13 protein-coding genes and 1 pseudogene are annotated in these 14,638 nt (G+C 73.2%); 6 read left to right on the top strand and 8 right to left on the bottom strand.

Features of this window, described 5'->3' with window-relative positions; all coding sequences use genetic code 11:
• The first annotated feature begins 87 nt into the window (after window positions 1-87).
• From egtA to egtD, 4 genes are read left to right on the top strand one after another with little or no spacing between them, the layout of a single operon-like run.
• A complete protein-coding gene (gene egtA / locus QMF80_RS03105) occupies window positions 88-1,518 on the top strand; it encodes an ergothioneine biosynthesis glutamate--cysteine ligase EgtA (RefSeq protein ID WP_283449238.1) in 1,431 nt (476 codons plus the stop codon).
• A complete protein-coding gene (egtB, locus tag QMF80_RS03100; RefSeq protein WP_502962755.1) occupies window positions 1,515-2,867 on the top strand; it encodes an ergothioneine biosynthesis protein EgtB in 1,353 nt (450 codons plus the stop codon). The genes egtA and egtB overlap by 4 nt, the downstream gene beginning before the upstream one ends.
• The gene (egtC, locus tag QMF80_RS03095) at window positions 2,867-3,655 is read left to right on the top strand and encodes an ergothioneine biosynthesis protein EgtC (RefSeq protein WP_283449236.1); all 789 of its coding nucleotides are present in this window, start codon (window positions 2,867-2,869) and stop codon (window positions 3,653-3,655) included. Before egtB ends, egtC begins: the two co-directional genes overlap by 1 nt.
• Complete coding sequence (gene egtD / locus QMF80_RS03090; protein WP_283449235.1) at window positions 3,648-4,730, top strand: L-histidine N(alpha)-methyltransferase; 1,083 nt, start codon at window positions 3,648-3,650, stop codon at window positions 4,728-4,730. The genes egtC and egtD overlap by 8 nt, the downstream gene beginning before the upstream one ends.
• Before the next feature lie 260 nt (window positions 4,731-4,990).
• On the opposite strand, the pseudogene QMF80_RS03085 reads toward egtD, so the two are convergent.
• The 3 genes and pseudogenes from QMF80_RS03085 to QMF80_RS03075 form a co-directional block, all read right to left on the bottom strand.
• Window positions 4,991-5,521 (bottom strand): annotated as a pseudogene (locus QMF80_RS03085) (lysophospholipid acyltransferase family protein); the annotation flags it as partial.
• Window positions 5,518-6,306 (bottom strand): GNAT family N-acetyltransferase, encoded by a 789-nt coding sequence (locus QMF80_RS03080; RefSeq protein ID WP_283449233.1) that lies wholly within the window; start codon window positions 6,304-6,306, stop codon window positions 5,518-5,520. The pseudogene QMF80_RS03085 and the gene QMF80_RS03080, both read right to left, overlap by 4 nt.
• Window positions 6,307-6,481: 175 nt before the next feature.
• Window positions 6,482-7,744, bottom strand: coding sequence for an extracellular solute-binding protein (locus tag QMF80_RS03075; RefSeq protein WP_283449231.1), 1,263 nt, complete (start codon window positions 7,742-7,744; stop codon window positions 6,482-6,484).
• A 266-nt stretch (window positions 7,745-8,010) separates the two neighbouring features.
• Here QMF80_RS03075 and QMF80_RS03070 point away from each other — a divergent pair, with 266 nt between their 5' ends.
• Window positions 8,011-8,226 carry a dodecin gene (locus tag QMF80_RS03070; RefSeq protein ID WP_283449229.1) on the top strand — a complete coding sequence of 72 codons (216 nt, stop codon included), beginning with the start codon at window positions 8,011-8,013 and terminating at the stop codon, window positions 8,224-8,226.
• 55 nt (window positions 8,227-8,281) lie between these two features.
• Here QMF80_RS03070 and QMF80_RS03065 read toward each other — a convergent pair whose 3' ends face one another.
• From QMF80_RS03065 to QMF80_RS03055, 3 genes are all read right to left on the bottom strand, one after another.
• On the bottom strand, window positions 8,282-8,776 hold the full coding sequence (locus QMF80_RS03065; RefSeq protein WP_283449227.1) for a phosphatase domain-containing protein: 495 nt from the start codon (window positions 8,774-8,776) through the stop codon (window positions 8,282-8,284).
• A gap of 299 nt (window positions 8,777-9,075) precedes the next feature.
• A complete protein-coding gene (locus QMF80_RS03060) occupies window positions 9,076-10,053 on the bottom strand; it encodes a DUF5753 domain-containing protein (protein ID WP_283449225.1) in 978 nt (325 codons plus the stop codon).
• Between the two features lie 134 nt (window positions 10,054-10,187).
• Window positions 10,188-10,430 carry a DUF397 domain-containing protein gene (locus QMF80_RS03055; protein ID WP_283449223.1) on the bottom strand — a complete coding sequence of 81 codons (243 nt, stop codon included), beginning with the start codon at window positions 10,428-10,430 and terminating at the stop codon, window positions 10,188-10,190.
• Window positions 10,431-10,597: 167 nt separating this feature from the next.
• Between QMF80_RS03055 and QMF80_RS03050 the strand changes: the two genes are divergently transcribed.
• Entirely contained in the window at window positions 10,598-13,036 is a 2,439-nt protein-coding gene (locus QMF80_RS03050; protein WP_283449219.1) for an excinuclease ABC subunit UvrA, read from the top strand.
• Here QMF80_RS03050 and QMF80_RS03045 read toward each other — a convergent pair.
• Both QMF80_RS03045 and QMF80_RS03040 read right to left on the bottom strand, forming a co-directional pair.
• On the bottom strand, window positions 13,020-13,682 hold the full coding sequence (locus tag QMF80_RS03045) for a hypothetical protein (protein ID WP_283449217.1): 663 nt from the start codon (window positions 13,680-13,682) through the stop codon (window positions 13,020-13,022). The genes QMF80_RS03050 and QMF80_RS03045 overlap by 17 nt on opposite strands.
• Window positions 13,683-13,745: 63 nt before the next feature.
• Window positions 13,746-14,638, bottom strand: an 893-nt coding sequence (locus QMF80_RS03040; protein WP_283449215.1) for a stealth family protein, incomplete at its 5' end; no start/stop codon positions are given.

Here is a 14,638-nt window from a genome sequence, read left to right as displayed (position 1 = left end):
CGGCGCGATTCGAACGATTCACGTCCCGACCCGAGCGGGTAGGCACCGGTGATGTCACGGCTCACGACAGGAAATGAGGATCCGGTCATGCCACAGGACTCGTCCGCGACGCCCACCCGCGCACACCTCCTCCCACCCGAAGACCTCCTCCCACCCGCGCCCCTTCCGCACCCTCCGCCCCTCACCGAGACCGCCGCCGAGGACCTCGTGCGCGGCATCTGTTTCAAAACGGGTCCGCCCCGGCTGGTCGGTGCCGAGCTGGAGTGGCTGCTGCTGGACGCCGAGGACCCCGGCCGTCCGCTGCCGCCCGACCGGCTCACCGCCGCGCACGAGGCGGCGCGCGCGCTGCCCCTGCGCTCCCGGTTCACCGTGGAGCCCGGCGGGCAGCTGGAGCTCAGCTCGCCCCCCGCCGCCTCGCTCATGGAGTGCGTCGGCGACCTCCAGTCCGATCTGGCGGCCGTACGCGCCGCCCTCGGCGCGCGGGGCGTCGTACTCGACGGGTGCGGCCACGACCTGCGCCGCCCGCTGCACCGGCTGCTGGACAGCCCCCGGTACTCCGCCATGGAGACGTACTTCGACCGCACCGGACCGGCCGGGCGCGCCATGATGCGCGCCTCCGCCTCCGTGCAGGTCTGTGTGGACGCGGGCCACGAGGAGCCGGGGCCGCTGGGTCACGGCAGGCGCTGGCGGTTCGCGCACCTGCTGGGCGCGGTCCTGGTGTCGGCCTTCGCGAACTCCCCTGCGTACAGCGGTCCGTACATGGGCTGGCGGTGTTCGCGCCAGGGCGTGTGGAGCGACATCGACACGTCCCGCGCGCTCGCCCCGCCGCTCGACTCCGAGCCCCGTGAGGCCTGGACGCGGCAGGCGCTCGACACGGCGGTGATGTGCGTGCGGCCCGACGCCGCGCGATCCGATGGCGCGCCGTCCGACGGGGCCGACGGTCCCGGGGGCGACGCCTGGGAGGTGCCCCGGGGGCTGACCTTCCGCGGCTGGCTGCGCGGCGGCGGTCCGCGGCCCCCCACCACCGCGGATCTCGAGTACCACCTGACCACGCTGTTCCCGCCGGTCCGCCCCCGCGGCCATCTGGAGCTGCGGATGATCGACGCGCAGCCCGGTGAGGACGGCTGGGTGGTCCCGGTGGCCGTGGTGCACGCGCTGTTCGACGACCCGGAGGCCGCGGAGACGGCGTACCGCGTGGCGAAGGGTCTCGCGGACGCCTACGGGTCCCGGCCCGCGCCCCGCAATCCGCTCTGGCGGTCCGCCGCCCGGTACGGACCGGGCGACCCGGAGCTGCGTACGGCCGCCCTCAGCTGCTTCCGGGCGGCCGCCGAGGCGCTGCCCCGGCTGGGGGCGGACACCCGGGTGCGGGACGCCGTAGGGGAGTTCAACGAGCGCTTCGTGCTGCGCGGCCGCTGTCCCGCCGACGAGACGGACGAGGCCCGGGCCCGTACGGGAGCCCGCACCGGCGGCGCCCGGCCCGCCTCCGCGATACCCCTCCGGAAGGAGACCCGCTCGTGAGTACCGGAGCCGAACCGGCCCCCTCCCGTCCCGCGCCGCCCACCCGCCCCGCGCCTGCCGTGGACCTGCGCGAGCGGGCCGCCGCCGCGCTGAGCGCCGCGCGGGTGCGGACCGCCGGGCTGACCGACGCGGTGACCGACGGGGAACTGGCCGCGCAGCACTCCCCGTTGATGTCCCCACTGGTCTGGGACCTCGCGCACATCGGGAACATGGAAGAGCTGTGGCTGCTGCGCGAGGTCGCCGGGCGCGCGCCGATGCGGCCCGAGATCGACCCGTTGTACGACGCGTTCGAGCATCCCCGTTCGGAGCGGCCCAAGCTGCCGCTGCTCGCACCCGCCGAGGCGCGCGACTACGGCGCGGAGGTGCGCGGGCGGGTCTTCGAGCTGCTGGAGCGGACGCCGTTCGAGGGCACGGCCCTGCTCGACGACGGGTTCGTGTTCGGGATGATCGCCCAGCACGAACAGCAGCACGACGAAACGATGCTGATCACCCATCAGCTGCGGCCGGGGGGCCCGGTGCTGACCGCCCCGGAGCCGGGGCCGGCCGCCGGTCCGCCGCCGGAGGCCGCCGAGGTGCTGGTGCCAGGCGGCCCGTTCACCATGGGCACGTCCACCGAGCCGTGGTCGCTGGACAATGAACGCCCCGCGCACACCCGGGACACCGGGTCCTTCTGGATCGACACCGCTCCGGTGACGAACGCCGCCTACCGGGCCTTCATCGAGGACGGCGGGTACACCGAGCCCCGCTGGTGGGCGTCGGAGGGCTGGGACCAGATCCGCGCCCACGGGATCGAGGCCCCGCTGTTCTGGTACCGGGAGGCGGGCCAGTGGCTGCGCCGCCGGTTCGGGGTGGTGGAGCCGGTGCCGGGTGACGAGCCGGTGCTGCACGTCAGCTGGTACGAAGCGGACGCCTACGCCCGCTGGGCGCGACGGCGGCTGCCCACGGAGGCCGAGTGGGAGAAGGCGGCCCGCCACGATCCGGTGACGGGCCGCTCGACCCGCTACCCGTGGGGCGACACCGACCCCACCCCGGTCCAGGCCAATCTGGGCCAGCGCCATCTGCGCCCGGCCCCCGCGGGCAGCTATCCGGCCGGGGCCTCCGCCCTCGGGGTGCGCCAGCTGATCGGCGACGTGTGGGAGTGGACGGCGAGCGACTTCCTGCCCTATCCGGGGTTCAGGGCGTTTCCGTACCGCGAGTACTCGGAGGTGTTCTTCGGTCCCGCGCACAAGGTGCTGCGCGGCGGGTCGTTCGCGGTGGACCCGGTCGCCTGCCGGGGCACCTTCCGCAATTGGGACCTGCCGGTACGCCGTCAGATCTTCTCCGGCTTCCGCACCGCGAGGGATGCCTGATGTGCCGTCACATCGCTTACCTGGGACCGCTGGTACCGCTCGGGCGACTGCTGTCCGAGCCGGAGTACTCGCTGGTGCGCCAGGCCTGGGCCCCGCGCCGCCAGCGGCAGGGCACCGTCAACGCCGATGGTTTCGGGGTGGGCTGGTACGCGGAGGGCGATCCGGTGCCGGCCCGCTACCGCAGGTCCGGTCCGGTCTGGGGCGACGCCACCTTCGGCGATCTCGCCCGGGTGGTGCGCAGCGGGGCCCTGCTGGCCGCCGTGCGCGACGCGACCCGGGCGGACGCGGACGGGGAGGCGGCCGCCGCCCCCTTCTCGGCCGGGCCCTGGCTGTTCAGCCACAACGGTTCGGTGCGGGACTGGCCGGACGCGGCGGCCGGGCCCGCCGCCTCGCTGCCGCCGCTGGAGCTGCTCCAGTTGGCGGCCCGCTCCGATTCCGCGCTGGTGTGGGCGCTGGTACTGAACCGGCTGCGGGCGGGCGCGGACCTGGGGGCGGCGCTGGCCGGCCCGGTGCGGGAGCTGGCGGCGGCCTCGCCGGGTTCCCGGCTGAACCTGCTGCTCACCGACGGGCGGGCGATCGCCGCGACGGCCTGGGGCGACTCGCTGTGGTACCTGGCCGACCCGCGCGCCGGGCGCACGGTCGTCGCGTCCGAGCCCTACGACGACGATCCGCGCTGGTGCGAGGTCCCGGAGAAGACCCTGCTGACCGCGTCCCGCACGCAGGTCGAGCTGACCCCGCTCAAAACGACCCCCGCGAACGAGAAGAAGGAGTACCAGACCAGTGAGTGACATCCCCCGTGGTGACTTCCGGTTGACCCGGACCCTCGACGTGAACGCGGCGGACACGGCGCTGCGCGCGGATGTGCGCGCGGGCCTGACCGGTTCGCCCAAGTCGCTGCCGCCCAAGTGGTTCTACGACAGCAGGGGAAGTGAACTCTTCGAGGAGATCACCCGGTTGCCCGAGTACTACCCGACGCGCGCCGAGCGGGAGATCCTGCTGGAGCAGGCCCAGGAGATCGCGGCGGTCAGTGGTGCCCGGACGCTCGTCGAGCTGGGTTCCGGTTCCTCGGAGAAGACCCGGCACCTGATCGAGGCGCTGCCCGCACTGGACACGTACATCCCGGTGGACGTCAGCGAGAGCGCGCTGCGGGGCGCGGCCGCGGCGCTGCTGGCGGACCATCCGGGGCTGCGGGTGCACGCACTGGTGGCGGACTTCACACGGGCGCTGGAGCTGCCGCAAGCGCCGGGGCCGCGGCTGGTGGTGTTCCTGGGCGGGACGATCGGGAACCTGCTGCCCGCCGAGCGGGCCGCCTTCCTGGGGTCCGTACGGGCGATGCTCTCGCCCGGGGACGCGCTGCTGATGGGGACCGACCTGGTGAAGGAGGAGTCGGTGCTGGTGGCGGCGTACGACGACGCCCAGGGGGTGACGGCCGAGTTCAACAGGAACGTACTGGCTGTCGTCGACCGGGAGTTGGGCGCCGATTTCCACACCGCCGATTTCGCGCACGTGGCGGTGTGGAACAAGGAGCACGAGTGGATGGAGATGCGGCTGCGGGCCCGGTCTGAGGCTCTGGTGAAGATCCGGGCGCTGGACCTGGTGGTGCCGTTCGCGGCGGGCGAGGAGATCCTGACGGAGATCTCCGCGAAGTTCCGTCAGGACGGTGTACGAAAGGAACTCGCTTCAGCGGGGCTTGAGTTGACCCACTGGTGGACGGACCGCGAGGGCCGCTTCGCCGTGTCGCTGTCGGTGGCCGACGGCCTCGGGATCGGGGACGTCCGGGACTCCGGGGACGTCCGGGACTCCGGGGAGGTGCGGGGCGCCGGGACGCCGGACAGCCCGGGCGCCGGTTCGACGGCGCGCTGAGCGGTCGCTCCGACAGCCCGCTGAGCGGCTGCCGCGAGATCCCGCCGGTCCGGGTGACGGCCCGGCGGGATCCGGGGCAGCAGGGTGAGTTCGGCCCGTACGCCCCGGGCCCGGGCGATCCGCCACAGCGAGGCGGTCAGCGGATCGTCCCCGACGAAGGCGGGCGCCCCGGCGAGGCCGCCACTCTCCAGCCGGTAGCCGATGCGCACGGGCTGTACGGCGACCCGCGCGTCCAGCGCCGCCTGGAAGGCCGCCCGGCGGAAGGGACCCTGGGCGCGCCCGCACCACGTACTGCCCTCGGGGAAGACGGTCACCCGGTCCCCGGACAGCAGCGCGGCGGTGAGCGCCCCCACAGTGGCGGGCAGCGCCCTGATCCGGTCGCGTTCGATGAAGAGGGTGCCCGCTCCGGTGGCGAGGCGCCCCAGTACGGGCCAGCCGCGGATCTCGCTCTTGGCCAGCATCCGGGAGGGTGCCACGGCGGCGACGAGGGGGATGTCGAGCCAGGAGATGTGGTTGGCCACGATCAGTCGGCCCCCGTCGGGGCCGGGGCTGCCGAGGACGGTGATCCGGATCCCGAGGGACCGGACGAGGGCGTTCGCCCAGGCGCGCACCCCGGCTTCGCGCAGCCGGGGCGGGAGCGGCCGCAGCGCGGGCGCCCCGAGGATGCCGAGGACCAGCACCACAGCGGCGGTGAGGAGCCGCAGCACCGCCCGCGGCACCGAGGCGACGGGGCCGGGGTGGGCGGCGCAGTCCCCGGGGGTGCAGGGGCCGCCGGGCAGCCAGACGCTCATGCGCCCGGGGCGAGCGAGAGGAAGTGCCGGAGGTAGCGCGGGTGGGTGCGGCGCAGGGAGAGCAGGACGTACAGGTCGGCGACGCCGAAGGCGGCGTCGAGCGCGGGTTCGCCGCACACCCACGCCCCCAGCCGGAGGTAGCCGCGCAGCAGCGGGGGCAGCTCGACTCGGTCGGGGAAGCTGATGCCCTCGGGGCTCCAGGGGTGGTGCGGGGTGACCCGGTACTCCGGCGGGGCGAGGCTGCGGGTGAGGACGTTCTCGCGGGTGGCGGCGGCGAGGACCCCGCCGTCGGCGAGCGGGACGGAGCAGCAGCCCGCCAGCCAGTTGTGCCCGGAGCGGTCCATGTACCGGGCCAGACCGGCCCAGATCAGGGCGATGACGGCGCCGTTGCGGTGGGCGGGGTGGACGCAGGAACGGCCGACCTCGACCAGGTCGGGGCGGATGGGGGCGAGCGCGGAGAGGTCGAACTCGCCCTCGGAGTAGAGCCGTCCGGCGATGGCGGCGCGCTCGGGGGGCAGCAGCCGGTAGGTGCCGACGACCTGTTCGCCCTCTTCGTCGACGACGAGGAGGTGATCGCAGTACGCGTCGAAGGCATCGGCGTCGAGCCCGGGGTCGGGACCGTCGAGGCGGGCGCCGAGTTCGCCCGCGAAGACCTGGTGGCGCAGCCGCTGGGCGGCGCGGACCTCGTCCTCGTCGCGGGCCAGGCGGACGGCGTAGCGCGGCGCGGTGGCGGGCGCCGCCGGGTCGGTGGGGAGGAGGAGGGGGGAAAGCGGGGCGATGGTCATGACGGCTCCTGATCCGGAAGCGGGAGCCGGGCCGTGGCGTATCGGCCCGACTCCTTACTTCTTCCGTGACCGGCTGGATTCGACATGACCGCGCGGCGGCACCTGGATGTGCGAACGCTGAACTCGGTGGCGGCGGTGGATCAGGTACCCGTCTGAGGGGCCGGAGCCGCGGGGATCATCGGTCGGAGCTGAGCACCTTGCTGAGCTCGTCGGAGGCGGCCCTGGCGGCTTCCTTGGGGTCCCGGCCGGACAGGACGGCCGTCATGTACGGCTTGATCGGGTTCTTGGCCTCGACCTCGGCCCAGCGCGCGGACTTCGGGGTGGCCCGGCCCTGCGCCGCGCCCGGAGCCATCGCGGTGGCGCCGTCGTTGCCCTCGACGACGTGCGCGAGCGTGGTCTTGTTCGGTACGTAGCTCATCTCGCGGGCCAGTTCGGTCTGCCACTTCTCGCTGACCAGTGCCGTGATCACGTCCACGGCGGCCTGCCGGTCGGCGGTGCGGTCCGGGATGATCAGGTCGGACCCGCCGGTGAGGACGGCGCCGGGCTTGTCGCTGGCCTTGCCGGGGATCGAGAAGAAGCCGAGCTTGCCCTTGAGGGCCGGGTTCAGGTCCTCGATCTGCGCGGCCTGGCCGGGCGGGGCGATGATCTGGGCCACCTGGCCGCGCGCGAAGACCTCGGCCTGCGGGGGCGTCTCCTCGTCGGCGCTCTTGGGGCCGTCGCCGAGGGCCTGGATCTGCTTGTAGAACTCCATGGCCGCCAGGGACTCACCGGAGTCGAGGGTGCCGAGCCACTGCCCGCCGGTCTCCACGGCCAGGTCGCCGCCCTCGTCCCAGATGAATCCGGAGAGGACGTACCAGTTCTGGCCCGGCAGGTAGATGCCCTGCTGGCCGCCCTTGTCGAGCTTCTGGGTGGCGGAGATCCAGTCGGCGCGGTTCTTGGGAGGCGTCTTGATCCCGGCGTTCGCGAAGAGGTCCTTGTTGTAGATCACCACCCGATTGGCGGCGTACCAGGGGACGCCGTACTGGGCGCCGTTCACGCTGCCGGGGTCGGCGAGGCCCTTCAGCCAGTCCTTGCTGCCCCATTCGCGCAGGCCCTCGAGGGTGACTTCGGAGAGGCCGCCGGTCTCGATGTACTGGGCGACCTGGGTGTTGCCGACCTCGATGACGTCGGCCTTGTCCTTGCTCTTGCCCTTCAGTACGGCGTTGACCTTGTCGCCGATGCCGGTCCACTCCTGGATCTTGACCTCCAGGTCGACCCCGGGGTGGTCCTTCTCGTAGGCGTCGGAGAACTTCTTGATGAAGCCGTCCGAAGCGCTGCCCTTCATGAGCCAGAGGGTGACTTTTTGAGGGCCGCCGTCCGAGCCGCCGAGCACACTGCAACCGGTCAGAGCGGTGGCGGCCACGAGGGCGGTGCACACGGCGAGGAAGCGCAATTTCACGAAGGTCACCTTCTGGTGTGGAACTCAGATGGCTTGAAATTGGCATGGACCAATGAGCGGGTCAAGGGGCTTCGGCGTTGGATTATCTACGCAAATCCAGCAAACCGGTACGTCTCCTGCACGCGGTGTACACACGGGATACACAGAAACACCGCACACACGCCGCATCCCGGACGGGCGGGGGCCCGCCGGGGCCCGCCTCGCGGACCGGCACGTACTGGGGCACGGTGGAACAAGGCACCAGCCCCCACCCTCGGGAGAGCCCCATGTCCAACCACACCTACCGCGTGACCGAGATCGTCGGAACCTCCACCGAGAGCATCGACCATGCCATCCGCAACGGAATCGCCCGGGCGGGCCAGACCGTGCGGAACCTGGACTGGTTCGAGGTCGCGCAGGTGCGCGGGCACATCGAGAACGGCGAGGTCGCCCACTTCCAGGTGGGGCTGAAGCTCGGCTTCCGCCTCGACGGCGAGGACTGACCACCGGCCCGCTCCACACCGTCCCACCCCACCCGGACGGCCGACCCTCACGGGATCAGGTACGCCCCTCCCCCTCCTGGGCGTCCCGCATCTCCGGCGCGTCCGCCGCCCAGTCGGCGCGTACGACGCGGAAACCGGCAGCCCGTACGGCGTCACAGACCAGCTCGTCATCGTCCACGAGCATCCGCACCTCCCGGCCCCGGGCGAGCCTGCGGAGCATGTCGACCTTGGTCGTCCGGGCCGGGCGCCGGTCCTGGTCGCCGCGCATCCACACCCGGCCCTCGGGCAGCCCGTGCCGCGCCAGCCAGTCCAGGGTGTCCGCGCGGCAGCGCTCCGGGCGTCCGGTGAGGTACACCACCTCGCAGTCCGCACCGCTCTCGACGGCAAGGGCCACGCCCCGCGCGAGGGGCCGATCGGCCGGAGCGGCGCCGAAGAAGCCGTTCCAGTCCCGGGGCCGCCTCTCCAGGAAGTACTGCCGGTGCGCGGTGTCCGCGAGGGTCCCGTCGATGTCGAAGACGGCCAGCGGGCGGCTGGTCCTGTGCTCACTCATACCGGCCAGCCTAGGGGCCGCCCCGCAATCCCCGGCGGGCCCTCAGGGGCTGCCCCTTCCGCGCCCCCTCATACCTTCACGTAAGCGAATCCAGACCTTCTCCGGCTTTCTGTGCCCAGCGCCTCTTGACACTCCGGGCCGCCGGGCCAGGCCCTGTACGCCGCATTGAGAGAGGCGGACCGATCACAGGCAAATGTGATGTCCCATCAGGACCCCGCTGCCAGTATCCGGCGGGCCGTTCGGCGCTGCCCGCTCCACGGACCTGATCGCGTGGGGCGGTGTCGGGCGGACGGGGCGAGTCAGACCCCGGCCGGCTTCGCCCGCAGCGGGTCCGACTCCGAGGCCCTGCGCTCGTACTCCTCGATCCGCTCGTCGAGGAACTCGACGCTCTCCCGCCCCGGCAGGGCGCGCTCCATCAGCTCGTCCATGACCTCGCGGTAGCGCCTGACCCGGGCGGGGGCCGTCACGTAGTCCGCACTCTCCAGCTGCTCGACGTACACCAGCTCGGCCGGGCCGCCGTCCGCGAACTGGAGGTGGGTGACCGGGAATCCGGGGGCCGTCCCGACCTCGGCGTGATCGAAGCGCAGGATCCGGATGTGGGCGTCGGACGCATTGCCGCAGGCGAGGCTCCGCAAGTGCCGTATCTGATCGCGCATGACCTGGGGGCCGCCGACCGGCCGGTGCAGGACGCTCTCGTCGAGGATCACGATGAGTTCGGGGCGGTTCGGCCGGTACAGCAGCCGCTGGCGTTCCTCGCGCACCCGGACGTGGCGGCTGATGTCCACCGGGTCCCCGGCGCCGGTGGCGAGGGCCACCAGCACCCGGGCGTACTCCTTGGTCTGCAACAGGCCGGGCACCACGTGGGTTTCGTAGGCGCGGATCCGTCTCGCCTGGCCCTCCAGCGTGATGAGCCTGCGCAGGAAGTCCGGGGTCAGGTCCTCGTACTTGCGGGCGCGGCCCTCCAGCCGCATCTGGCCGAGGAGTTCGTGGATCTCGTCGTACCCCGACGCGGGCAGCCCGTAGTGGCGGACCAGGTCCCAGACGTCGTTCGTCTTGGGCGGGCTCTCCCCCCGCTCCAGTCTGCTGAGCTTCGACGCGGACCCCCGGATCAGGGCCGCCGCGTCCACGAGGGACATCTGCTCGTCTTCCCGGAGCCTGCGCAGCCGTTCGCCCAGCAGCCGTGCGGCCGGACCCCGTTCGGCCGGTGCGGCGCAGGGGGGCGGGCTGGGGGGCGGAGGGGCCTTGGCCCCGCGCGCCGCGCGCGGACGACCGGACATGCGAGCTCCTTGCTGACCGGGCTGATGGTGCTCACTGCGCCGACCGCGCTGACTGCGCCGACTGGAAATCGCCGTCAGCGGCACAGTCTGGGTCTCGCATGCCCGTTTCATCAAGCATTGGGCAGGAATTGACCCTACGCACTCGCCTCGCGCAGCTGGTCGAACTCCCCGGCGCTCGCTCCGGCGACGAACGCCGTCATTCCGTCCCGGGTGAAGACCAGCGCGGGACCACTCGGAAAGCGGGAATCGCGCACCGCGAACTCGCCTCCCGGCAGCGCCGCCACCTCCACACAGTTCCCGATTCCACTGCTCGCGCTGCTCTTCACCCAGCGCACCGAGGGGATGCCGTCCGCCGCCATGCCGTTCTCGAAGTCCATGGGCCACCTGTTTCCCGATCCCATTTCCGACACTCTCTCCATCCCATATGCAATTGCATGCGGGTGGATTCAGGCACGAGCGTAGTCAGCGGCGGCGACGACGTATGTCCCCCTAACGGGTGCCCTGACGCGGGGACCGCTGACCTGGAGCACGTAAAATGTGACGAATGCGCCACTCGACCGACCCCTCCGCCCGCGAGTCGCCCGACCACGACCCGTCCGCCCACGACTCCTTGGTCCACGACTCCTTCGTCCGCGTGCGTGGCGCCCGCGAGCACAATCTGCGCGGGGCCGACGTGGACATCCCCCGCGACGCCCTCACGGTGTTCACCGGAGTGTCCGGCTCCGGGAAGAGTTCGCTCGCCTTCGGGACCCTGTACGCGGAGGCCCAGCGGCGCTACTTCGAGTCCGTGGCCCCGTACGCCCGGCGGCTCATCCACCAGATCGGCGCCCCGAAGGTGGACTCGATCACCGGTCTGCCGCCCGCCGTCTCACTGGAGCAGCGGCGCTCCACACCCGGATCGCGCTCGTCGGTCGGAACGGTGACCCTGCTGTCCAACTCGCTGCGGATGCTGTACTCCCGGGCCGGGACCTACCCCCCGGGCGCGGAACGGCTCGACTCCGACTCCTTCTCCCCCAATACGGCCGTCGGCGCCTGCCCCTCCTGTCAGGGGATCGGCCGCGTCCACCGCACCAGCGAGGAACTCCTCGTGCCCGATCCGGACCTGTCGATCCGTGAAGGCGCGATCGCCGCCTGGCCCGGCGCCTGGCAGGGCAAGAACCTGCGCGACATCCTGGACGCCCTGGACCACGACGTGGACCGGCCGTGGCGGGAGCTGCCCGCGGAGGAGCGCGAGTGGATCCTGTTCACCGGGGAGCAGCCGGTGGTCACCGTGCACCCTGTGCGGGACGCGGACCGGATCCAACGCCCTTACCAGGGTACGTACATGAGCGCCGAGCGCTATGTGATGAAGACCTTCGGCTCCACCAAGAGCGCGGCGCTGCGGGCCCGTGCCGAACGGTTCCTCACCGATGCGCCGTGTCCCGTGTGCGCGGGGGCCAGGCTGCGGGCGGAGGCGCTCGCGGTGACCTTCGCGGGCCGTACGATCGCGGAGCTGGCCGCGCTGGCGCTGACCGACCTGGACGGCGTACTCGCCTCCGCTCCCCCGTCGGGCGAGGCGGCCCGGGTGCTCGCCGCGGACCTGCGCGCGCGGATCGCGCCGGTGACCGAGCTGGGCCTCGGGTACCTGAGCCTGGACCGTACGGCGCCCACCCTGTCGGCGGGCGAGCTGCAGCGGCTGCGGCTGGCGACGCAGCTGCGGTCCGGCCTGTTCGGGGTGGTGTACGTGCTGGACGAGCCCTCGGCGGGGCTGCACCCGGCCGACACCGAGGCGCTGCTCGGCGTGCTGGACCGGCTGAAGGCGGCCGGGAACACGGTGTTCGTCGTGGAGCACGACCTGGACGTGGTGCGGCACGCCGACTGGCTGGTGGAGGTCGGGCCGCGGGCCGGGGAGCACGGCGGGCGGGTGCTGTACAGCGGCCGGCCGCAAGGGCTGGCCGACGTACCCGATTCGGCAACGGCGCGGTTCCTCAGCGAGCCGCCCCGGAGGCCGGAACGGGCGCTCCGGACGGCGACGGGCGAGCTGCTGCTCTCCGGGGTCACCCGGCACAACCTGCGCGGGGTGACGGCCCGGTTCCCGCTGGGGGTGTTCACCGCGGTCACCGGCGTCTCCGGCTCGGGGAAGTCCACGCTGGTCGGCCAGGCGCTGGCGGAGAGCGTGCGGGACCGGATCGCCGCGGCGGAAGCCGGGTTTCCCGTCCGACGGCTGGTGGAGGTGGACCAGAAGCCGATCGGCCGGACCCCGCGCTCCAACCTGGCCACCTACACGGGGCTCTTCGACGCGGTCCGCGCGCTGTTCACGGCCACCCCGCAGGCCCGGGCGCGCGGCTGGAAGGCGGGCCGGTTCTCCTTCAACGTGGCGGGCGGGCGCTGCGAGACCTGCCAGGGCGAGGGCTTCGTCTCGGTGGAGCTGCTGTTCCTGCCCAGTACGTACGCGCCGTGCCCGCGGTGCGCGGGCGCCCGGTACAACGAGGAGACCCTCCAGGTGCGGCACGCGGGCCTGAACATCGCCGAGGTCCTGGAGCTGACGGTGGAGGCGGCGGCCGGCTTCTTCGCGGAGGTGCCCGCCGCGTACCGCGGTCTGCGAGCGCTGGACGGCATCGGTCTCGGGTACCTGCGGCTGGGGCAGCCCGCGACGGAGCTGTCGGGCGGCGAGGCGCAGCGGATCAAGCTGGCCACCGAGCTGCAGCGGGTGCGCGGCGAACACACGCTGTACCTGCTGGACGAGCCGACCACCGGGCTGCATCCGGCCGATGTGGAGGTGCTGCTGGGGCGGCTGCACGGGCTGGTGGACGCGGGGCACTCGGTGGTGGTCGTGGAGCACGACATGGCGGTGGTGGCGGGGGCGGACTGGGTGATCGACCTGGGGCCGGGCGGCGGCGCGGAGGGCGGCCGGGTGGTGGCGGTCGGCCCGCCGGACGAGGTGGCGCGGGCCGGGCGGGGGCGCACGGCCGCGCACCTCGCGCGGGCTATGCGTCTCCGGTGAGCAGGTGCTGCGGGAGCTCGCGGAAGTTCCACTGGCCCTGGCGGCGGATGAAGAGCCATACGAGGTCGTAGCGGTCGGGCCAGCCCGCGGGGACCCCGGGCACCCGGTCGGCGCCGAGGGCGCGCACCAGCCGGGGGATGCCGGTGTGCTCCCAGCAGACGAGCGCGGGGGCCGGGGCGGCGAGCGCGGCGCGGACGACGTCGGCTTCCCGGCCGACGGCGAGGTCGGCGCGTACGGGCAGGCTCAGCGCCCCGGCCAGCGGGGCGACGGTCTGACGGGACCGGGCGGCTCCGGCGGCGCCGCCCGCGAAGATCACGGAGGGGCGGGGCAGTACGGCGCCCTGGGTGGGCGGGAAGAGCGTGGGCAGGGCCTCGGCGCGGCGGCGGCCGCGGGCGGCGAGGGAACCGGCGTCGTCGTTGCCCTCGTCGTCCTCGCCCGTGTCCCCGGCGTACGGCTTCTCGGCGTGCCGCATCACCATGATCAGCGCGTCCTTCGCGGGCGGCTGGGGGCCGTGGGCGGGTGCGGCGGGCCGCGTGTCGGACATACAGCCCGCCAGGGTGAGGGCCAGCGGGGCGAGCGGGGTCAGCGCCGCGAGCACGGTCCGGCGCCGCGGGCCGTTCCCGGCGGGTACTGGTGCTTCTGCCATGCCGGACACCTTCGCCCATGACCGGGCGCGGTCAGGGGCGCGGCACGGCGTACGCCGCCCAGGTCAGCCGATCGGCGCAGGGGCGGGGCCCCGCTCCGGCGGGGCGGCGGGCACGGCGGACCGCTTCTCGTACGGGGAGGCGACGGGGAAGTACGCCTCCAGGAACGCGTTGAGCGCGCGGCGCTGCTCCTCGGGGGAGAGTTCCGTGCCGGAGTCGTCGGCGAGGCAGAAGGCGTCGATGCGGCGGTCGTGGACCAGTTCCGGCAGTCGTTCGATCTCCTCGGTGCGGTCGGTGGAGACGTAGGCGAAGGCCAGCTCGCCCTCGACCGCGCGGCCCTCGGCGAGCGCGAGGTGCACCGCGAGGGTGACGGGGGCGAGGTCGGTGGCGCTGCGGAAGGCGGACCGGCTGGTGGCGGCGAGCCGTCCGGGCAGCCGTTCCTCGGCCCGGACGAAGAGGGAGCGACTCAGGGGGTGCGGCGTGTGCGCGAGGATGCGGGGGTAGGTGCGGCGGGCGGCCTCCTCGACGGCGCGGCGGGTGGCCCGCTGGGAGGCGGTGAACACGTCGTCCTGGGTCTCCGGCGAGCTGGGCGGGACGGCGCGGGTGTCGTGGAACACCTTGGGGAGGCCGGAGGGCAGGAAGTAGTTCTGCGGCTGCTGGGGGCGGCCGAGGAAGATGTCGTCGTTGAAGTAGAGGTAGTGCTCGGCCAGGCCCGGTATGCGGTGCAGCTGGGTCTCGATGGCGTGCGAGTTGAAGACCGGGAGGGCGCCGGGGTCGGCGAACAGTTCCTGGTGGGAGACGACGGTGAGCTGCGGATGGTCGGTGGCCATCCAGGCCGGGACCTGGTCGTCGGTGACGAGGAAGATCCGCCGGATCCAGGGGGCGTGCGCGGCGATGGAGCGCAGGCAGTAGCGCAGTTCGCCGCGGTCGCGGTAGCGGTGGTCGGCGTCGTCGATGG

This window comes from Streptomyces sp. G-G2 (genome assembly GCF_030063135.1).
GTDB lineage: Bacteria > Actinomycetota > Actinomycetes > Streptomycetales > Streptomycetaceae > Streptomyces.
The sequence above is the reverse complement of the archived record's forward strand: the minus strand, read 5'-3'. Positions and strand labels throughout refer to the sequence as shown.

Coding starts and splice junctions, on each gene's coding strand:
- egtA (WP_283449238.1), top strand. CDS start 88: ATGCCACAGGACTCGTCCGCGACGCCCACCCGCGCACACCTCCTCCCA.
- egtC (WP_283449236.1), top strand. CDS start 2,867: ATGTGCCGTCACATCGCTTACCTGGGACCGCTGGTACCGCTCGGGCGA.
- QMF80_RS03080 (WP_283449233.1), bottom strand. CDS start 6,306: ATGACCATCGCCCCGCTTTCCCCCCTCCTCCTCCCCACCGACCCGGCG.
- QMF80_RS03070 (WP_283449229.1), top strand. CDS start 8,011: ATGTCCAACCACACCTACCGCGTGACCGAGATCGTCGGAACCTCCACC.
- QMF80_RS03065 (WP_283449227.1), bottom strand. CDS start 8,776: ATGAGTGAGCACAGGACCAGCCGCCCGCTGGCCGTCTTCGACATCGAC.
- QMF80_RS03060 (WP_283449225.1), bottom strand. CDS start 10,053: ATGTCCGGTCGTCCGCGCGCGGCGCGCGGGGCCAAGGCCCCTCCGCCC.
- QMF80_RS03055 (WP_283449223.1), bottom strand. CDS start 10,430: ATGGACTTCGAGAACGGCATGGCGGCGGACGGCATCCCCTCGGTGCGC.
- QMF80_RS03050 (WP_283449219.1), top strand. CDS start 10,598: ATGCGCCACTCGACCGACCCCTCCGCCCGCGAGTCGCCCGACCACGAC.
- QMF80_RS03045 (WP_283449217.1), bottom strand. CDS start 13,682: ATGGCAGAAGCACCAGTACCCGCCGGGAACGGCCCGCGGCGCCGGACC.